Source organism: Hymenobacter pini (genome assembly GCF_020421205.1).
Classification (GTDB): Bacteria; Bacteroidota; Bacteroidia; order Cytophagales; family Hymenobacteraceae; genus Hymenobacter; species Hymenobacter pini.
This window is the reverse complement of record NZ_JAIZZH010000001.1, coordinates 336716-356770: the sequence shown is the minus strand read 5'-3', so window position 1 is coordinate 356770 and position 20055 is coordinate 336716. Positions and strand designations below refer to the sequence as shown.

16 protein-coding genes are annotated in these 20055 nt (G+C 62.1%); 10 read left to right on the top strand and 6 right to left on the bottom strand.

Annotation, left to right across the window (positions count from 1 at the left end; all coding sequences use genetic code 11):
• Positions 1 to 423: 423 nt before the first annotated feature.
• From LF252_RS01555 to LF252_RS22945, 3 genes are all read right to left on the bottom strand, one after another.
• A complete protein-coding gene (locus LF252_RS01555; protein WP_226266615.1) occupies positions 424 to 2622 on the bottom strand; it encodes a TonB-dependent receptor in 2199 nt (732 codons plus the stop codon).
• Positions 2623 to 2725: 103 nt separating this feature from the next.
• On the bottom strand, positions 2726 to 3463 hold the full coding sequence (locus LF252_RS01550) for a phosphodiester glycosidase family protein (protein ID WP_226266613.1): 738 nt from the start codon (positions 3461 to 3463) through the stop codon (positions 2726 to 2728).
• A gap of 130 nt (positions 3464 to 3593) precedes the next feature.
• Positions 3594 to 5591, bottom strand: coding sequence for an ATP-binding protein (locus LF252_RS22945; RefSeq protein WP_226266612.1), 1998 nt, complete (start codon positions 5589 to 5591; stop codon positions 3594 to 3596).
• A 157-nt stretch (positions 5592 to 5748) separates the two neighbouring features.
• Here LF252_RS22945 and LF252_RS01540 point away from each other — a divergent pair, with 157 nt between their 5' ends.
• The 6 genes from LF252_RS01540 to LF252_RS01515 all read left to right on the top strand — a co-directional run bounded on the left by LF252_RS01540 (position 5749) and on the right by LF252_RS01515 (position 11228).
• A complete protein-coding gene (locus LF252_RS01540; protein ID WP_226266610.1) occupies positions 5749 to 6249 on the top strand; it encodes a hypothetical protein in 501 nt (166 codons plus the stop codon).
• Between the two features lie 48 nt (positions 6250 to 6297).
• Positions 6298 to 6777 (top strand): GNAT family N-acetyltransferase, encoded by a 480-nt coding sequence (locus LF252_RS01535; protein ID WP_226266608.1) that lies wholly within the window; start codon positions 6298 to 6300, stop codon positions 6775 to 6777.
• A 276-nt stretch (positions 6778 to 7053) separates the two neighbouring features.
• A complete protein-coding gene (locus LF252_RS01530; RefSeq protein WP_226266606.1) occupies positions 7054 to 8349 on the top strand; it encodes a PAS domain-containing protein in 1296 nt (431 codons plus the stop codon).
• A 57-nt stretch (positions 8350 to 8406) separates the two neighbouring features.
• Positions 8407 to 8757 carry a hypothetical protein gene (locus tag LF252_RS01525; RefSeq protein WP_226266604.1) on the top strand — a complete coding sequence of 117 codons (351 nt, stop codon included), beginning with the start codon at positions 8407 to 8409 and terminating at the stop codon, positions 8755 to 8757.
• Positions 8758 to 8786: 29 nt separating this feature from the next.
• Positions 8787 to 10436: a M28 family peptidase gene (locus tag LF252_RS01520; RefSeq protein ID WP_226266603.1), complete on the top strand. Its 1650-nt coding sequence runs from the start codon at positions 8787 to 8789 to the stop codon at positions 10434 to 10436.
• A 60-nt stretch (positions 10437 to 10496) separates the two neighbouring features.
• Entirely contained in the window at positions 10497 to 11228 is a 732-nt protein-coding gene (locus tag LF252_RS01515) for a hypothetical protein (protein ID WP_226266601.1), read from the top strand.
• A 103-nt stretch (positions 11229 to 11331) separates the two neighbouring features.
• Here LF252_RS01515 and LF252_RS01510 read toward each other — a convergent pair whose 3' ends face one another.
• Positions 11332 to 12867, bottom strand: a complete 1536-nt coding sequence (locus LF252_RS01510; protein WP_226266599.1) for a glycosyltransferase family 39 protein — start codon at positions 12865 to 12867, stop codon at positions 11332 to 11334.
• Positions 12868 to 12900: 33 nt separating this feature from the next.
• Entirely contained in the window at positions 12901 to 13146 is a 246-nt protein-coding gene (locus LF252_RS01505) for a hypothetical protein (protein WP_226266597.1), read from the bottom strand.
• A gap of 147 nt (positions 13147 to 13293) precedes the next feature.
• Between LF252_RS01505 and LF252_RS01500 the strand changes: the two genes are divergently transcribed.
• On the top strand, positions 13294 to 14640 hold the full coding sequence (locus LF252_RS01500; RefSeq protein WP_226266595.1) for a YfcC family protein: 1347 nt from the start codon (positions 13294 to 13296) through the stop codon (positions 14638 to 14640).
• A 69-nt stretch (positions 14641 to 14709) separates the two neighbouring features.
• Here LF252_RS01500 and LF252_RS01495 read toward each other — a convergent pair whose 3' ends face one another.
• Positions 14710 to 15111 carry a DUF6960 family protein gene (locus LF252_RS01495; protein ID WP_226266593.1) on the bottom strand — a complete coding sequence of 134 codons (402 nt, stop codon included), beginning with the start codon at positions 15109 to 15111 and terminating at the stop codon, positions 14710 to 14712.
• 240 nt (positions 15112 to 15351) lie between these two features.
• Between LF252_RS01495 and LF252_RS01490 the strand changes: the two genes are divergently transcribed.
• The 3 genes from LF252_RS01490 to LF252_RS01480 all read left to right on the top strand — a co-directional run bounded on the left by LF252_RS01490 (position 15352) and on the right by LF252_RS01480 (position 20005).
• Complete coding sequence (locus tag LF252_RS01490; RefSeq protein ID WP_226266591.1) at positions 15352 to 17172, top strand: alpha-amylase family glycosyl hydrolase; 1821 nt, start codon at positions 15352 to 15354, stop codon at positions 17170 to 17172.
• A 144-nt stretch (positions 17173 to 17316) separates the two neighbouring features.
• Complete coding sequence (locus LF252_RS01485) at positions 17317 to 19155, top strand: glycosyltransferase (protein ID WP_226266589.1); 1839 nt, start codon at positions 17317 to 17319, stop codon at positions 19153 to 19155.
• A 19-nt stretch (positions 19156 to 19174) separates the two neighbouring features.
• Positions 19175 to 20005: a DUF4198 domain-containing protein gene (locus LF252_RS01480; protein ID WP_226266587.1), complete on the top strand. Its 831-nt coding sequence runs from the start codon at positions 19175 to 19177 to the stop codon at positions 20003 to 20005.
• The last annotated feature ends 50 nt before the right edge of the window (positions 20006 to 20055 follow it).

Here is a 20055-nt window from a genome sequence, read left to right as displayed (position 1 = left end):
ATTGACGAGGTGACAACGGCTGCTGACTTGCTGACAAGGGCCGCTGACGAGGTGACAATGCAAACTGACCACCTGACAAGGGCTGCTGTCAACCGCGCACTGCATCCTGTCGCCCTGACAATGGACTGTGAGGGCCGCGCCAGCGTTTTAGTGGAGGTTGGGGACGCCGGAGGAGCTACAGAAGCCCAGGCGAGCTGTGCACTTTCAGCTCGCCCTGCTGCGCTTGCGGAAGCAGTTTTAGCGTTTCGTTGAGTTGCTACATCAGCACGCGAGATGCTTCGCCTGCGGCTCTGCATGACGTTCTGCTGCTCTCTGCGTGACGTTCTGCTGGCTTGTAGCTGCCACTCCGAACGGCCGCGCACGACAACCGGTCCGACGGCTTGCAGCCGCCGGACCGGGACGTTTTCGGGTTCATTACTTGACCTACTCCGGGGCGGAGTTCAGGTCGGCGGGCTTGTTTTTGTTGATGGAGATGAATACGCCCAGGAACAGCATGCGGGGGGCGGCGGGGGTTACGGCGGTGCGGCCCAGGGTGCCATCGGGGGCGGCCTGGCTGGCGTAGCGGTAGCCGAACACGTTGGGGCGGCCCAGCACGTTGCTCACCGAGGCGTACACAATGGTGTACTGGTTCCAGAGGCGGGTGAGATAGCTCACGTTCAGGCTCAGGTCCTGGTAGCTGGGCAGGCGGCCCTGGTTGTAGCCGGGCTGGGTGGGGTTGTGGTAGCGGCGGGGGCTGCCGTAGCTGGCCGTGAAGCCTACCTGCGTGTGCAGCTGCTGTACCCAGTACTTGCCCACTACGCTTAGGTTGTGGCGGGCGGCGAAGGTGGGCACGGCCAGCACGGGGTCCTGGCGGGCCTGGCGGCGGGTATCCAGCAGGCCGTAGCTCACCCAGTAATCGGTGTTTTTGAGGGTGTGACGGTCGCGCCAGTACAGATCGAGGCCGCGGGCGTAGCCGGTGCCAGTGCTCTGGTAGGCCTGGGGGTTGAGAGGCTGGGCGGCATCGTACACGGTGAGGTGCTGGTAGGCTTTGTGGTAGGCTTCCAGGCGCAGGGTGCGGTTCTGGTGGCTGTACTGGTAGCTGAGCATGGCGTGGCGGGCCCGCTCGAAGCGCAGCTGCTGGCTCACTCGCAGCAGGTCGTTGGCGGGCGTCTGATAGAACAGTCCGTAGGCCCCCGATACGGTGCCGTTTTCGCCGGCCTGCCAGGCCAGGGCCAGGCGCGGCGCGGCGTTCCAGCGCCCCAGCACCCGGGAGTATTCGGCCCGGCTGCCGGTCCGGGCGGCCAGGCGGTCAGTGAGGCGAATTTCGGCTTCGGCAAAGGCGGCGGCCCGCTGCTCCCGGAAGTTGCCCGCACTCCACACGGGTGCTTCGGGGGTAGCCTGGAAGGTGCGGCGGTAGTGCTGGGCCAGTAGCTCGGTCCCCAGCTTCAGGCTCCAGCGCGTGCCGGCCGAGTCGTTGGTGAGCACCAGCCGGGCTACGGCACTTTCCTCCAGCTCCCGCAGGCGCACGTTATCGGGGCGCACCTGGTTGTCGTCGCGGGTGAGGGCGGCCCCGGTGTTCAGGCTCCAGCCGCGGTGCAGGGGGCTGCGGAAGCTGGCGTTGAGGTAGCCGTTGCCGTTGCGCAGGCCCACGGTTTGCTCGGTGGTCAGGGTGGCGTCGGGTTGGCGCAGGGCCAGGCTTTGGTGCTGCCACACGCCGTACACTTTTAGCATGCCGGCCTGCCCGGTGCGGTGGCGCAGGCTCAGGGAGCCGGCCAGGGCCTGCGGGGCCTGCTGCCAGCCGAAGCTCTGGGGTACGAGGCCGTAGTAGGGTTGCAGGTTGGTGTAGTCGGCCGTAACGGCCACGGAAGTCCGCTCCCAGCGGCGCACCCGGCTCAGGCTTCCCCCCACCGACATCAGGCTAACGCCGGTCTGGGTTTCGGGGGCCAGGTCGGTAGTATTCAGCTGCACCACGGCGCTCAGGGCCTGGCCGAACTCGGCGGAGTAGCCCCCGGTGCTGAACACGGTGCCTTTAAACAGGAAGGGCGAAAAGCGGCCCCGGGCCGGCACGCTGGGGATGGAGCCCCCATAGGGCGTTTGCACAGGTAGGCCGTCGAGGTAGGTTTTGGTTTCGCCGGCGGCCCCGCCCCGCACAAACAGCTTGCCCTCTTCGCCCACGCGGGTGGTGCCGGGCAGGGCGTTGAGGGCCCCGGCCACGTCGCCCAACGCACCGGCGGTGGTTACGATGTCGAGGGGGCGCAGCACGGCGCTGCGCTTTTCGTCGCTGGCCTCAAAGGCCCCAGCCGTGATGGTGACGCCGCCCAGCTGGTGATGGTCGGTGCGCAGACGCAACGTCAGGGGGGCGGGGCTGTCGGTGAGGGTGAGGGGCAGTGTGAGCGTCTGGAAACCCAGCAGACTTGCTTGCAGGGTGGCGGCCCCGGTCTGGGTAGTTTCGAAGCGGAACGCGCCCAGCGAATCGGTAGCGGCCCCATCGAAGGAGCCCTGCACGAATACGTTGACGCCGGGCAGGGGCTGGTTCCGCTCGTCGCGGACGGTGCCCTGGAGTAAGTGGATGGCCGTGGTTTGGGCTTGGGCGAAGGGCAGGGCGGCCAGCAGGCACAGCAGCAGGGAGTAGAGCAGTTTCATAGCGGGAGCAGCGAAGTGATGCCCGAAAGTGGGCCGCTGCCGCCACCGCTGAAACTTGCCGTTACTGAAGCGTCGGATTAGCCGGATGAAGCGTCAGGCCTACTCAGTTGGCCGGCTTTGTCGGCTCCGTCACTCCTATCATCACCCCAAAATCCCCATCCGTCTGCTGCCAGCCCTGGGCCGGCAGGTACGTGCGCGACACGTACCCATCCAGGTACAAGGCGTTGCGGCACCCCATCCGCTGGAACTCCTGCGCCAGCTCGTAGAACGTAACCTTCTGCCGCGACATCACCCACACCACCCGCCCATCGGGCCGCACGCCCACCCCATTGCGGATGTGGCGGTTGCCGGACTGCTCCCGAAACGCCGGGTGCAGCTGCCCCGCCAGTAGCAGCATGGGCCCCGATTGGGTAGCGTACTGCACCTGCCGCACCCGGCCAAACGAATCGGTGGGGCACACGCCGGCCCGCCGCTGCTTGGTGAGGTAGAACACGCCGTTGGGCCGGAGGTAGAAGTTGCCCCGGCCCCGGCTGGTATTCAGGGGCGTGCGCACCCGCCCGTTTTCAATGAACAACCCCACGGGCGCGTTGCCGGCGTGAAACATCCCGCCATTGCAGGCAAACGCCAGCTGCTGCCCCCGCTGCTGTAGCCAGCTACGCAGGCGGCCCAGGCTACGCAAAGGCTGCCCGGCCTCATCCTGCCAGTACAGGGCCACGCGCTGGCGGGCCGGGTCGGCGGTGTAGGTCAGGAAGCGGGGCGTGGTGGCCGGCTGCTCCGGGGTGGACGGGGAAGTGCAGGCGCTGAGCAGGCCCCCCACGGCTAGGTATAGGCAGTATCGCATGGAATAACTTCAGATTAACCGATAACAACGCGTATTCGTGTGTTATTATCCGCGCCACTGCACCGCTTGTCGTTCAACAAGAAGCGCAAATACGCGTCTCTACATCGTCGTGCTTACGCCTGTTGTAGCGTTAGCTAATCGGCAGCGTCAGCCGGAACTCGGTGCCCTCAGCCAAGCCGGACTCTACGGTTAGCGTGCCCCGGTGGCCGTTCACCACGATATCGTGGGCCAAGGAGAGGCCCAGGCCGGTGCCTTCGCCCACGGGCTTAGTGGTAAAGAACGGTTCGAAGATGCGCTGCTGTACCTCCGGGCTCATGCCGGCCCCGTTGTCGCGCACCCACAGTTGCAACTGCCCATCGGACAGGCGGCTGCTGCCTATTTCCACGGTGGGCACGTAGACCGGACCGGCGCTGAGCTGGCGCTGGCGCACGGCGTACAGGGCGTTGGTGCATAGGTTCAGCAGCACCCGGCCCAGGTCCTGGGCTACCACGGCGGCTTCGGGCAGCTCCTCATCCAGAACCGTCCGCAGCTCGGCCGCGAAGCCGGGAAACTGCTGCTGTACGGCCGCATAGGCCAGTTGCAGGTTTTCCTGGGCCAGCTGGTTGAGGTTGGTGAGTTGCCGGGGCTGCTGGCCGGTGCGGGCGTGCTCCAGCATGCCTTTGATGATGGCCGTGGCCCGCTGCCCGTGCTGGCTGATGTTCTGCAGGTTCTGCTTGAGCCCGTCGAGGATTTCCCGCTCCAGCCGTCCGTTGCGGGCCAGCTGCTGGGCCCCGTTGATTTCGTCCACCAGAGAGGTACTCACGTCGGCAAAGCGCTTCACAAAACTCAGGGGGTTTTGCAACTCGTGAGCTACCCCGGCGGTCAGTTCGCCCAGAAACGCCATTTTCTCGCGCTGCACCAGCATTAGCTGGGCCTGTTTCAACTCGGCCAAAGAGGTCTGCAGGGCCGCGTTGGTGCGTTGCTGCTGCCGGTCGTGACGCACCAGCAGGGCCAGCAGCAGCAGCAAACCCGCTACTCCGGCCAGCAGCCCATAAGTCTGGTAGCGGTTATGCAGGGCCTGCTGGGCGGCGGCGGTCTGCTGGTCGCGCTGACGTTGCTGGTAATCCACGTTCTGCAGGCGCATCACTTTTTCCTGCCCGAACAGTGTATCCTTCATGGCTACCAGCACTTTTTGGTAGCGGAAGGCGCTATCCAGCTGGCGGCGCTGCTCAAACTCCTGGGTCAGAATAACGCTGGCATTGAGCACGCCCCGCAGAAAGCCGTTGGCTCGGGCCGCCTGCGCCCCCAGCCGGGCGTAGTAAATGCTGGAATCGGGCTGGTGGAGCTGCTGGTACAGGGCGGCCATGCCCAGGTAAGAGAAATTCAGGCTGCGCAAATGCCGCCGCCGCTTCGATTCGGCTATGCTGCGGCGGTAATACCCCAGCGCCTCCGAAAACTGCGCCTGCTTACGGGCCACATTGCCCAGCCCGTACAGGATGTAGTTGGTGGAGGAGTGCAGCCGTTGGGCCAGGGCGTAGGCCCGGTTTTGATAATAAGCCGCCGAATCCAGCTGGTTGTACAGGTCGTAGGCCAGCCCGATGTTGCTCAGGTCCACCACAATGCGCCGCTTGTCGCCCAGCAGACTATCCAGCCGTAGCCCTCGGAAATAGTAGGACAGCCCCAGCTGCCGGTCGCGCAAATACACGTAAATGATGCCGATGCTGCGCATGTTCTGGGACTGCAGCGTGGTGTCGTGCAGCTGCTCGGCCAGCCGCAACGACGACTGAAACAGCTCCAGGGCCCGCGCCAGGTTACTCTCGCGCAACGCGGCCCCAAGGCGGTTCAGGGCGGCTCCTTCGCCGGCGCGGTTGTGGGTGCGGCGGGCCAGCGCCAGCGCCTGCCGCGAGTAGCGGGCCGCCGCCTCCGTATCGGAAGCCCACAGCTGGTCGCTGATGCGGCACCAGAGCTGAATGCGGCTGCTGTCGGACTGGGGCTGACGCTCCAAGGCCTGCAGACTATCGAGGGGGGAATGCCACAGCGGCTTGCGGGCCTGAGCGGTTACCAGCATGGGTAGCCACGCCAGCGCCAGCACCAGCAGGTAGCGGGCGTGGGTATTCAGCCTGAAAGCAATAGGCAATGGGTAGGGCACAGTGCGAGGGAGCAGACCAGATGCGCCATACTTGGCCCACCTGAACAGTTACAAATATTCATCAAAAAACTTGAATCTTTACTCCCCTCCTTGCTGGCTGCTGGCTGCAACTTCTGTAGCCAAGCACTACTCCGTTTCCTCGCCTAAGCTCGTCATAATGATTTTGTTGCCCACGCGCCCTGCTGCCGACCTCACCGCTGAGGTAGACCTTCTATTAAGCTTTGTGCGGGAAATTGGATTGGAGGTGCGGGAGACTTCTATTCAGCAGCCTACTTTTTTGCCGGGCATTCTGCTGGAACACGGGTGCCTGCTCATCGACCGGAGTAAGCTGCTGTACCCCGGCGACATTCTGCACGAAGCTGGCCACTTGGCTGTAACTACAGCTGCCGAACGACCCTGCACCGGCGGCAACATCACGGAACACCACCCGGAAAAAGAGGGCGACGAGTTGGCGGTGCTGGCCTGGACCTACGCGGCCTGCTGCCATTTGGGGCTACCGGCGGCCGTGGTATTTCACCCGGATGGCTACAAGGGGCAGGCCGAATGGTTGGTGCAGCAGTACGAATCAGGCGGCTACCTGGGCCTGCCGCTGCTAGTATGGATGGGGCTGACCACCACGGCCGAGTTTCCCCGCATGCACAGCTGGCTGCGCGCTTAGCGCAGGCTACCGGTTTCGTTATTTCTACCGCTTCTCACTTCCTCTTTCATGACCCTGACCTGGCAGCTTCTGTCTTTTGCCAACCTAACCACCACGCAGCTGTACGCCTTGCTGCAGCTGCGCTCCGAGGTGTTCGTAGTGGAGCAAACCTGCCCGTTCCAGGATATGGATGGTCAGGACCAGGCGGCGCTGCATCTGTTGGGCTACGCACCGGATGGGCAGCTAGCCGCCTACGCCCGGCTATTTGCAGCGGGCATCACGTATCCCGAAGCCAGCATTGGCCGGGTGGTGGTGAGCCCGCGCTACCGCCGCTACGGTCTGGGCCGGGCGCTGCTGCACGAGGCCATTGCCGCCGTAGAGCAGCAGTTTGGGCCCCAACCCATCCAGATTGGCGCGCAGCAGTATCTGCAGACCTTCTACGAAAGCTTTGGTTTTCAACAGGTTGGCAACGGGTACCTGGAAGACGGTATTCCGCACCTACATATGATTCGCAGTCAGGATATGCGGCCGGCATCTGGCCGTGCTTAGCTGTTTCCAAAGTAACCACGCCTGTTCTACGGCAAGCCGCCTTTGAGTTGCTAATACTCATTGGGCAAAGCGGTTAATGAACTGGTCACGCCCGGCTACCTGAATTCTGTTCACACCTGTGCAACTATAATTCCAGTAAGCCGTAGTGCGGAAGTTTTGTAAGACTGCCACTCATGCATCGTGCACTGAGTGACCTACCAGGGAAAATTAAGGCCCAAACACGCCTGCTTCCATTTCTGCTCTCTCTGTTTACCGGTTTTTTCACCTCCGCGCTATATGTACTCCTCCGCTTTTCCCGTCGATTATCAACGGCTGTTCCATTCTCTGCCCGATAACTTCCTGCTGATTGCCCCGGATGCGGACGCTACCATCGTGGATAACACTGACCGGCACGTGGCAGTGTCGTTGAAGAGCCGGGAGGCAGTGGTGGGGAAAGCCTTTTTTGAGGCTTTTCCAGCGGCTGATGAGGAGTCGGCGCGCATCATCCGGGAGTCGCACGAGCACGTGCACCGCTACCGGGAGGCGCATACCATGCCCCTGATTCGCTACGATCTGGAAGACCCCACCACCCCAGGTCAGCTACAGGAGCTGTACTGGGAAGCCACTCACTACCCTGTTCTCAATGAAAATGGTGAGTTGGCTTTCATTCTGCAACGTACCCAGGATGTAACGGAGCGGCATCTGGCGGAAATTCGTAATCAGGAAATGCAGCGGGCCTTGGACGAGCAAAACGAGCGGACCCGTTTCATCATTGAATCGTTGCCGGTAATGATTTGGACAGCCCTGCCCGATGGTAGCCGGGACTTCTTCAACTCCCGCTGGCTGCAGTTTACCGGCAAGCCCCAGGAGGAGCAGATGGGCCGGCAATGGCTCCAGAACCTGCACCCCGACGACCAGGACCGGGTGTGGCAGACCTGGCAGGACTGCGTGGCTTCGGGCCAGCCCTACCAGGTAGAGTATCGCCTGCGCCGCCACGACGGTCAGTACCGCTGGGTATTGGTGCGGGCCCAGCCCCGCTTGGCCGCCGATGGCAGCCTGCTGATGTGGGTGGGGTGTGGCACCGATATTCACGACCAGAAGCAGATGGTGCAGGAACTGCTGGAGCAGAACGAGCAGCAAGCCCTGCTTTCCGACCAGGCGTACGAGGCGTTTCAGCGGGTACAGCAGCAGCGCGAGACGTTCTACAACCTGTTTATGCACACGCCGGCCCTTATCTGCATTCTGCGCGGCCCCCAGCACCGCTACGAGTTTGTGAACCCGAAATACCAGCAGCAGTTCTCAGACCGCCAGCTGACAGGCCGCACCGTGGCTGAATCCCTACCTGAACTGGTAGACCAAGGCTTTATTACGCTGCTGGACAATGTGTACAACACCGGCGAAGCCTTTATCGGGGATGAAGTGAAGATTGCCATTATGCAGGCCTCGGGGCAGATGAAAACCCAATACTTCAACTTTACCTACCAACGCCTCGAAGAAAACGGTCAGCCGGCGGGCATTACCGTGTTTGCCTACGATGTAACGGATTTGGTGGAAGCCCGGCAAGCCCTCGAACAACCCGGTACCGATAGCTAGGCCCAGTAATTGCTTCGGCTACCGAACAACCGGAGCCAGCAGCTTAACGCACGTCTTATGGAGCTAACCAGTCTGGATTTTCAGCAGGCCCGCATCAAGCAGGTGCTGTTCAAGTCGCGGCTGCGCTCTGTAGTGTACGGAGTGCGGGAGCCGGATGAAAGCCTGTTTCAACTGGCCGACAATCCTTTTGGCGCGTGGCTGGCTACTACAGTGCGGCCGCAGTATGGCGCCACCGTACCGTACCAGCGCCTGGAGCAGGAGCTGCAACAGATGCTGCGCACCGGTAAAGCACTGGTACAGCAATACCAGCAGGGCAAGCTGGAGGAGTCGAGGGCCGGGCTGGAGCAGCTGGATGCCCACGCCGCCCACATTGAGTTGCTGCTGCAGGACCTGGAAAAAGTGGTGTGAGCCTGCCTCGTAGTCCCGTACTTTGGACTATGAAACGCTCCTTTGTCCTGCTGGCGCTAAGTCTGCTGGTGTCTTCGGCCGCTCCGGCCCAAACCATTACCCCCAAAGTGGCCAAGGTGCTGCGCCACGTTCGGCCGGCCGATATTCAGGCCCATATCCGGTACCTGGCCGATGACCGGCTGCGGGGCCGCAAGCCCGGTACGCCCGGCTACCAGCTGGCCGTAGAGTACGTAACCACCCAGCTCCGCACCTTTGGCGTGCAGCCCGCCGGCGAAAATGGAGGGTTCACGCAGCGCGTGCTGCTGCGGCGCGCCACCGTGCAGCCGGGAGCCACCATCACCTACCAGCCTGCCGGAGCTTCCCTGATGCTGGCCGCCACCGAGGTGCACGTGTATCCGCACCCCGAGCAGCCTCGGGCCCAGCTAGCTGCTACCGGGTTGGTGTTTGCCGGCTACGGTATTTCGGCTCCCGACCAAGGCTACGACGACTACCAGAACCTGGATGCGCGGGGCAAAATTGTGGTGATTGTGCGGGGTGCGCCCCGGCAGTTTCCCAGCACCGTAGCCGCCGCCAGCCAGGACCAGATGCTGCAGGTGCAAACGGCGGCGCAGCACGGGGCCGTGGGCGTGCTGTTTGCCAGCTCCCGCCCGGCAGCTACCTCATCGGCGGCCACCCAGCCCTTGTCGGCTACCAGTGTGCTGGGGCCCGATGGCCGCGTGGCCGCCGCCCGCACCTTCATCAGCGGCAGTGGCGTGGAGCTTACGGGCACTCTATCGGCCGCGGGGCTGCAGGCCCTGCTGCTCAATGCCGCCACCGACACCGGCCGCGTACTGAGCCGCCTGCGCCAGGGCCAGCCGGCCCCGGTGGCCCTGCGCGGCACGCTGGCGGCCAGCTGGCAGTCGGCGTATCAGGATGTGGATTCTTACAATGTGGTGGGTACCATTCCGGGCTCCGACCCTGCGTTGCGCACTGAGTACGTGGTGCATTCCGCTCACCTCGACCATTTGGGCGTGGGCACGCCCGTGCAAGGCGACTCCATTTACAACGGTGCCCACGACAATGCCTCGGGTGTAGCCTCGGTGCTGGAAATTGCCCGGCTATACTCGCGGCTGAAACACAAGCCCCGGCGCAGCATTCTGCTCGTGTTGCAAACCGGCGAAGAATTGGGCCTGTTGGGCTCGGCCTATTTTGCGGCCCGGCCCACGGTGCCCAAAACCCAGCTGGTAGCCGACATCAACACGGATATGCCCACCATCATTGCCCCGCTGCTGTCGGTGGTGGCGCTGGGGGCGCAGCACTCCACCCTGGCGCGGCCCGTGGCTGAGGCGGCCAACTTCCTGCACCTGACGGTGGAAAACGACCCGGAACCCGAGCAAAACCGCTTCATCCGCTCCGACCAATATAGTTTCGTAAAGCAGGGTATTCCGGCACTGCACATCAAATACGGCAACAAAACCGCTGATGGGAAGAACAATTTGGCCGAGCAGGTGCAGAAGTGGCGGGCCGTCACCTACCACAAGCCCCAGGACGATATCAACGGCACGTTCGACTTTGAGGCCGGCTGCCAGTACGTGCGGCTCAATTTTCTGATTGGCTATCTGGTAGCCCAGGACTCGCAGCGCCCCACCTGGAATGCCAACGACTTTTTCGGGCAGCGGTTCGGCAGCCCACGGCCCTAGTTCGTAATCCGCAATGAACGTGGGATGGAATAGTAAAATTTATATGTATCGCGCCCTTTTTTGAACAAAATTTCGGAATATTATGCCTCGGCAGTGTTTCAGCCTCCCGGCTTGCTGCTAAGGCTGCTATCCGACGCTAACCCACGCTCCGGCACCCGATACCAGATGATTATCTACGGCTACCGTTCCTCCCACCTCCTCACCGAGCCCGTAGCAGGCGAGTGCCTTGCCTGTTCTGGCACCAACACGTTGCGCATGAGCGTATTTGGCCGGTATGCCCACGTGTACTGGATACCGCTTTTCCCAATTGGCAAAGTGGGCGCCTCGGAGTGTGGCCACTGCCGGCAGGTGCTGAAGCCCAAGGAAATGGACGGCTCATTGCGGCAGACGTTTCAGGAACTGAAAAACCGGTCCAGAGTACCGCTGTGGCACTTTGTGGGCCTGGCCGCTTTGGTGGCCCTGGCGTGCTGGCTTCTGGTAAAAAACAGCAACGACCAGCGGGCCAATCAGTCGTTCATCACCACCCCGCACAAAGGCGACATCTACCACGTGCGCACCAACAACGGGCATTACTCTCTGTGGAAAGTGCAGGACGTGACGGGCAACGCGGTGAAGCTGCTGGCGAACAACTACGAAATCGATAACGAAACCAAAGTACAGGAGCTGAACCGGCCCGAAAACTACGCCACCGACCCACTGGAGCTTACCCGCTACGACCTCAAGATCATGCTCGATAAGCAGGAAATTGTGGATGTGGAGCGGCCGGAGTCGAGCGTAGTTGTCAAGCGCTGAGCTACCGGCTTCAGTAAGATGCCCTTAGCGGCCCGCCAATCATTCATTGGCGGGCCGTTTTTGTGGTGCCAACACCGAGAGTTGAAGTCTAGTACGGGTACCGTTAAAACCGCCCCCACTCGGCCAGGCCCTGGGTACGTTCCTGGTGGATGCGCTGCACGATAACGCTATCCGGGGCGGTGCCGAGCAGGATGGCCGTACCCCGCTCCCGGGCGTAGGGGTTGCGCACCTCCCCTACCCGGCAGAACGAGCGGAAGTGGGCGGCCAGGTTGTCTGGCTCGTCATCAATCAGGAGCACGTAGTGCCAGGGCTGCGGAGGGGCTTCGTGCTGCCAGAACAAATAGCTCCCGTTGAAGCTGTGGGCGGCGGGAATAGGGCGGTGGCGGTTGTAGTAGTTAATGGCCCCGGCCTGTCCGTAGTTGGCCGCCAGAATAAGCGTGCGGGCGCGGGTAGCGGCTGGCAGAGCCTGGTAGGCAGCCCAGGTTTTATCGGCCAACTCACGCCAGCCCACCATATCGGCAAAATCCTGCGGTAAGGCGTGGTCCCGGCCATCTTCCCAGCGCATGATGCCGGTGCCCTGGTAATGGCGGCCCACTTGCTGCATGCGCCCGGGCGGCACCACCGTGAAGATGACGGGCAGCAGTGGAAGGCAGGCCAGCACCGGCACCAGCAGTAGCGCGGGTCGTAGCACCCGCTGCCCACGGGGCCAGCGGGCCAGCACTTTTTCCCACCACGCCGCGCCGGCTGCCAGTAGCACCGGGTAATATCCCAGGGCGTAGTAGTTTTTGCCATGCAGCACCGTGAGCAGCAGCAGGCCCCCGCAGCACAGCAATGCCACCACCCGGTAAGCCCGCAGCCGGCCCACCAGAAGCGCCAGCAGCCCGGCCGGCCACACCCACAGCCCCGGCAGGTTCATCAGCAGCTGGTCCTGCCAGAACTCAGCCGCCGATACGTGCACCAGCTGGGTTTCGTGCAGCAGCTGCATGTGGTGCAGAAACGGAATGCCGTGCCGCAGCTGCCACACTAGGTTGGGCAGCCATAGCAACAGGGCTACCCCTGGCCCCAGCCAGAAGGCTCGGGTAACCAAGGCCCGCCGCATGGGCGTGAGCAGCAGCGCCGCGCCCAGGGCCGCTATGTAAAATAGCGTGGTGTATTTGTTCAATAACCCGAGTCCTAATACCACGCCCAGCGCCACCCACCGCTGCGGCGAGGGTTGTTGCTGCTGCCGGATAAGCAGGTAGGCCCCCAGCGTGAAGACCAGCACCTCAAAAGAGTTAGGCTGAAACAGGAAGTTGAGCCGGGCATACGCCCCCACCAAATAACACACGCCCGCCAACGCCACGGCCCAGTTGCCGCCATCTAGCCGCTGGGCCGCGCGACCTACCACGTACACCGTGAGGCTGCCCCACAACGCCGGCCAGAATTTCACCCAGAACCAGCCGCCCCCCAAGGCCAACGTAAGCCAGCTTTGCAGGGCCGTGAGCGGGGGTACCTCCAGATAGCCCCAGGCCAGGTGCCGGCCGTAGTCGAGGTAGAGGTATTCGTCGCGGTGCAGCTCGTAGGCGTGGCTGGCCAGGAGAAACGTGCTGCTGAATTTCAGCAGGGCTAGGAGCAGCGGCAGAGAACGGGCAGGCTTCATGGCCTGAATATAGCGGCTACCCGATATGTAATCTTATAACTCTTCCGGCAGTCGAATAGCGGCCAGGTAATCGTGCAGGCCGGCGGGGTGTTGGAACAGGTGAATGAACAGAACATGTTCCGCGTCCCGTTCCCGCCACTCCTCGGCATAAAAATCCCCCGCCGCAAACAGCCGCAGCCGAAAGCTGTCCTGTTGTCGCTCGGCTAGCAGGTGGCCGTGCCGCTGCAGGTATTCTGCCTGCCGGTACATGTGCAGCTGTTTGAATTCGGTGTACTTCATGCGCTCAGCCCTCAGAACCCTAAGGTACGCCGGGCGGGTTCAATTCGAGTGGTGCGGTAAGGGGCAAAAGTTGGTTGACAATCAGCAAAGTCTCATTCCCGGCGAAGTAGCGGCGCGTTCCTGCATCCGTGCACGTACCTTCGCGGCATGAAGACGATTCGCTTTCCGCACCCGCTGGTATTGCTGGTGGGCTTTATTCTGCTGGCCTGCCTGCTGAGCTACGTGCTGCCCGCCGGCGTGTTTGCTCGCCACCCCGATGCAGCCACCGGCCGCGACGTGGTAGTAGCCGGCTCCTACCACCGGGTAGCCGCCACGCCGGTTAGCCCTCTGCAGGCCTTAGTCGATATTCCGAAGGGTTTGGTGGATGCGGCCGCGGTAATTTTCCTGGTATTTCTGGCGGGCGGGGCGTTTACGGTGGTGGACCTTACCGGGGCCCTGCGCCAAGGCGTGGATTGGCTGCTGAGCAAGTTTCGGGGGCGCGAGGCCGTGGTTATTCCCATCATTTCGGTGCTGTTTGCTACCATGGGCGCTCTGGAAAATATGCAGGAGGAAATTGTGCCGCTGGTGCCCGTGCTGCTGATTCTGATGCGGCGCATCGGCTACCCCACGCTCACGGCGGCGGCCGTCAGTATCGGCTCGGCGGCCGTGGGGGCGGCGTTCAGTCCGCTTAACCCCTTCCAGGTAGGCATTGCCCAGAAGCTGGCCCAGCTGCCGCTGCTCTCGGGGGGCGGGTTCCGGCTGGTGTTCCTGGCCCTGGCGCTGGCCATCTGGATTGGGGGCACCGTGCGCTACGCCCTGCGCCACCGCGTGCAGCCCCAGTCGGCCGAAGCCGCCGACCCCGGCGTGGCTCCTACGGGCCGCAACCACGGGTTGGTACTCCTACTACTGTTCGGGGGCTTTGCTTTTTTTGCGTACGGGGTTTTGAAGCTGGGCTGGGAGTTTGAGCAGATGGCCGCCCTGTTTTTCACGCTGGGCGTGGTAGCCGGGCTGGTGGGTGGGTTGGGCCTCACGGGCACGGCCGAAGGCTTCATTGCCGGCTTCCGGGATATTGCGTTTTCGGCCCTGTTGATTGGCTTTGCCCGGGCCATTTTTGTGGTGCTGGAGCAAGGCCAGATTGTGGATACCATTGTCAACAGTATGTCGGCGCCGCTGGCAGGGCTGCCGGCCTGGGTGGCCGCCCTGGGTATGATGGGCGTGCACACGGCCCTGCATTTGCCGGTGCCCAGCGTGAGCGGCCAGGCCGTCCTGACGATGCCCCTGCTGGTGCCTCTTTCCGACCTCATCGGCCTTTCCCGGCAGGTAACGGTGCTGGCCTACCAGTACGGGGCCGGCCTCTGCGAGCTGATTACGCCCACCAACGGCGCCCTCATGGCCATTGTGGCCGCCTGCGGAGTGCGCTTTGATGAGTGGTGGAAGTTCGTGCTGCCGCTGTATGCCCTACTCCTGGCTCTGGGAGCCGTGGCCGTAGTTGTGGGTATTGCGGTGGGAGTGTAGAAGTTCAGGTTACCTAATGCAAAAAGCCTCCGCACCGGTCAGGTACGGGGGCTTTCTGCGTTTAGATACTTATTGCAGCTCCAACTCCGAGGCCTCAAAAATGCGCTTGACTTTGCGCTTGCGCTCCACCAGCTGAAAGCGGAAGGCATCGGCGGCTTCGTCGTAGTACACGTCGGAAATCAGACCTTCGTGGGCAGGTTGGTCCTCTGCGGGGTCAGTTTCCACCACCGGGTCGCCGAAGCTGAACGGGGGCTTCACGTAGAGCTCCTTGAATAGCTCACTACTCACCTTAAACTGCTGCTCATCGTAGCGGAGCAGCATCCAATCGTCGGTTTCATCAATCTTTTCGAACACTTTACCCACCGGTTCCAGCCACTCAAACGTGCGGCGGTTGGCGGGGTGAATGTAACGCAGACCGTATTCGGGCGTCCAAGAATACAGGCCGTACACAACAGGTTTGGGACGTGGCACGCAGTAAAAAAGTAAGCGAGTGGTAGCTTTATGCAACAGGCCGCAACGGGCAAGGGTTCCGGCTTGGGCTCTAGTAACGGGCCCTGAAAGCACGGGGCTGCGAAGGTGCACGGTTTTCTGCGAACTGCCTGCCGGGCTTGCCTAACCCGCTGGTTGGGCCCGAGCACAACTTTACTGATTTAGATGCAGTAAAGAGGCCTTAACTGTTGACCTTTTGTGCTGATTTTCTTCCACAATACAATGCCTGCTACTGACTCCCCTTCCGCCCCCGCCGTGCTACAGGCCGGCATGGGCGCTATACCACACGAACACGGCACCACGTTCCGGGTATGGGCCCCGGCCGCCACGGCCGTAACCCTGGTTGGCCCCTTCAACGACTGGGACGCCACCGCTCATCCGCTCACGCACGAAGCCGACGGCTACTGGGCCGCCGACTTCTCCGACCTGGGCCCCGGCACCGAATACAAGTTTCACCTGACTACGCCCGCGGGCGAGCTGACCAAAAACGACCCTTACGCCCGCGAAGTAACCCATTCAGCGGGCCACTCAGTGGTGCACGACCCCAACTTCGATTGGGATGACGAACCGTTTCAGATGCCGGCCTGGAACGAGCTAGTGGTGTACGAGCTGCATATCGGCACTTTCCACGCCCCCAACCCCGAGCGGCCGGGCACTTTTTACGACGCCATTGAGAAGCTTGACCACTTGGTTGACTTGGGCATTAACGCCGTGGAAATAATGCCCGCTACCGAGTTTCCGGGCAGCCTGAGCTGGGGCTACAACCCGGCTCATCCCTTCGCCATCGAAATCGACTACGGCGGACCTACGGCCTTTAAGGAGTTCATCAAGCAAGCCCACCGCCGCGGCATTGCCGTAATTCTGGACGTGGTGTACAACCACTTCGGGCCCGGTGATTTGGACCTGTGGCAGTTTGATGGGTGGCAGGAAAATGACGGCGGCGGCATCTACTTCTACAACGACTGGCGCGCCGAAACGCCCTGGGGCCACAACCGCCCCGACTACGGCCGCGAAGCCGTGCGCCGCTACATCCGGGACAATGCCCTGATGTGGCTGGAAGACTACCGCGTGGACGGCCTGCGTTGCGACGCCATTGCCCACATCCGCAACGTGGATGGCACCAACGACCCCGCCCGCGACCTGCCCGATGGCTGGAGCCTGATGAAGTGGGTGAACGAGGAAATCCGGGAGCGGATGCCCTGGAAAATCACCATTGCCGAGGACCTGATGGGCAATGAGTACATCACCAAGAGCCCTGAGGAGGGCGGCCAGGGCTTCTCTACCCAGTGGGACGCCCGATTTGTGTACCCCGTGCGCGACGCGCTGGTAACGCCCGAAGACGCCGACCGCAACATGTTTGCGGTAGCCGAAGCCGTGGAAGCCCGCTACAACGGCGACGCCTTCCAGCGCGTGGTGTATACCGAAAGCCACGACGAAGTGGCCAACGGTAAGGCCCGCGTGACGGAGGAAATTATGCCCGGTAATGCCACCTCCTGGTTTCCCAAAAAGCGCTCTACTTTGGGTGCGGCGTTGGTATTTACCGTGCCCGGCATTCCCATGATTTTTCAGGGCCAGACCATGCTGGCCGACGGCTCCTTCTCCGACGACCAGCCTCTGGACTGGAACCGCGCCGAGGAGCACGCTGGGTTGGTGCGCCTGTATCAGGATTTGATTCGGCTGCGGCGCAACGGCGACGGGAACACCCGCGGCCTGCTGGGTCAGAGCGTGCACGTGCACCACATCAACAACGACGACAAAATCCTAGCCTTTATCCGCCGCGACCAGGGCGGCCCCGGCGACGCTACTGTAGTACTCTGCAACTTCGCCGACCGGGCCCACCCCAACTACACCATTGGTCTGCCCCGTGGCGGCACCTGGCGGGTACGCTTCAACTCCGACTGGCAAGGCTACGACCAGGAATTTGGCAACTTTGAAAGCGTAGATTCGGAGGCGGAAAATGGTGTGTACGATGACCAGCCTTTCCACGGCACCTTCGGGCTGGCCCCTTACTCCGTGCTCATCATCTCGCAGGACCCGCAATAGGGGTAGCCTTTTCGCCAATCATGGCGGCGTTTTACGGCAGCGCTTCGGGCGGGCCGTAAAACGCCGCTTTTTCTTGCCGGTAGCCGTCGGAAACTCCGGTGGGCCGTATATCTTGCCGAGACTCCCATCCGTAGCCCGTTCTGCATGCAAGTTCCAGTACCCTCTCCCGAACCCGTTGCCCCCGATGCCCTGCTGGTAGAAGCCGCCTGGGAGGTCTGCAACCAAGTAGGCGGAATTTACACCGTTATCCGCTCCAAAGTGCCCGCCACCGTGCAGGCCTGGGACGACCGGTACTGCCTGCTGGGCCCTTACTTCGCCCACCAGGCCCAAGGGGAATTTGAGCCGTTCGATGATTATCAGCTGGCCAAGCTCTCCGACCCGTTTGCGGATGCCGTGCGCGAAATGCGCCGCCAGGGCTACGATGTGTGCATGGGTATCTGGCTGGTGACGGGCCGGCCCCGCGTGGTACTCATCAACCCTTACCAGGCCTACCCCCGCCTGGGCCAGATCAAAACCGACCTGTGGCACCACCACCATATTCCGGTGCCCGATAGTGACGACCTGCTGCACCAGGTAGTCGCGTTTGGGGAGTTGGCCAAAACCTACCTGCAGATTCTGGCCGCGGAGGTACAGGCGCCTCGCCGCCTGGTAGCCCACTTTCACGAGTGGATGACCGGTGTGGCTATTCCGGAGCTGCGCCGCCAGCAGGTACCGCTGCATGTAGTATTCACTACCCACGCCACCCTGCTGGGCCGCTACCTGGCCATGAACGACCCCAACTTCTACGACCACCTGATGCAGGTGGACTGGCAGGCGGAGGCCCGGCATTTCAACATTGAGCCGGCCGTAACCATGGAGCGGGCAGCGGCCCACGGTTCCCACGTGTTTACCACCGTGAGCGAGCTGACGGTGCGGGAGTGCATTTACTTGCTCGACCGGATTCCGGACGCGGTGCTGCCCAACGGCCTCAATATTGAGCGGTTTGTGGCGTTGCATGAGTTTCAGAACCTGCACCAGCAATACAAGAGCAAGATTCACGAGTTTGTAATGGCGCACTTTTTCCAGTCGTATTCCTTCGACCTGGATAAGACGCTGTACCTGTTTACCTCGGGCCGCTATGAGTACCACAACAAAGGCTTCGACCTGACCCTGGAGGCGCTGGCCCGCCTTAATTACCGCCTGCAGCAAAGTGGGCTGGAAGGCCAGGTAGTAATGTTCTTCATCACCAAGCGCCCCTTCCACAGCATCAACCCCCAGATTTTGCAGAGCCGGGCCGTGCTGGAAGAAGTGCAGGCCACCTGCGAGGCCATTGAGCAGCAGGTGGGGGAGCGACTGTTCTATGCCGCCGCCGCCAGCACCGACCACCGCCTGCCCGACCTGAGCAGCATGGTGGACGACTATTGGAAGCTGCGCTACCGCCGCCTGCTCCAAACCTGGAAAACCACTAGCCTGCCCCCCGTCATCACCCATAACTTGGTGGATGATGCCCAGGATGACATCCTGAATTTCCTGCGCCGGGCCAACCTGGTCAACAACCAGCACGACCGGGTAAAAATCGTGTACCACCCGGACTTTGTGGCCCCCACTTCGCCCCTGTTCGGCATGGAGTATGGGCAGTTTGTGCGCGGCTGCCACCTGGGCATTTTTCCGAGCTACTACGAGCCCTGGGGCTACACCCCGCTGGAGTGCGTGGCCCGGGGCGTACCCGCCATTACCAGTGACCTTTCCGGCTTCGGCGACTACGTAATGCAAACCGTGCCCAACCACGAGGATAAGGGCATTTTTGTGGTGCAGCGCCAGGAAAAGAGCTTCGATGAAGCCGCCGACGAACTGACCGATATGCTCTGGGACTTTGTGCAGCTCAACCGCCGCGAGCGAATCATGCAGCGCAACAACGTGGAAAGCTCCGCCGAGCTGTTCGACTGGAAAAACCTGCGCGTGCACTACGACCGAGCCTACCAGTTGGCCCTGGAGCGGCAGTAAGCGCTACTTACCGTTGCGCATGCGTAAAGCTGCATTCGTGCTTTTGAGTCTGGGAGTGACAACTACCGCCCTGGCCCAACAGTTTTGGCTGGAGCCGGCGCGGTTTTGGGTAGCGCCGGACGCTGCCGTACACATCCGCCGGCTGATGGGCGACGGTTTCCAGGGCACTCCGTGGGCTGGAAAAAGCCGCCGCGTGGTAGATCTATGGCATTGCGCCCCGGGCCTGCCCACTCGCAGTATGCTGCCCGCCGCCACAGCGGCCGATACGCTCAGCACCACGTTCACGCTGCAACAGCCCGGCACTCATTTGCTGGCTCTCACCACCGATAATGCCTTCAGCACGTTTTCCGGCCCCGATTTTACCCGGTATCTGAAGCAGGAAAATCTGCAATACATTGCTGCTCAACGCGCACTTACCGGCGACACAACCAAATCGGTGCGCGAAGCGTACCGACGGTGTGCCAAAACTATGGTTCAGGTTGGCCCGGCAGTGGCTCACGATACGGCCCGAGCCTGGAGCCGCGTTTTGAATCAGCCCTTAGAGTTGGTACCCGAGCAGAATCCTTACCTATTGCTGCCTGGGGCTTCCCTCACTATTCGCGTACTGCGCCATGGCCGCCCGGTAGCGGGCCAGCCGGTGGTGCTTTGGCGGCGTTATCGAGGGATAGTAATTCGTCAAAACCAACTCTATAGTAACCAAAATGGGCGTTTGCTGTTTCGTTTATCAGACCCGGGTGATTACCTTGCCAGCACCGTGCGGATGGAGCTAGCTTCCAAAGCTGCTTCCGCTGACTGGCAAAGCACCTGGAGCACGTTAAGCTTCGCTCTGGCCGACAAAAAACAGCATTAATGTGCCTGTTTTGGCACTTTTTGCTCTGTTCACCAAGTCCTCACGTCCCA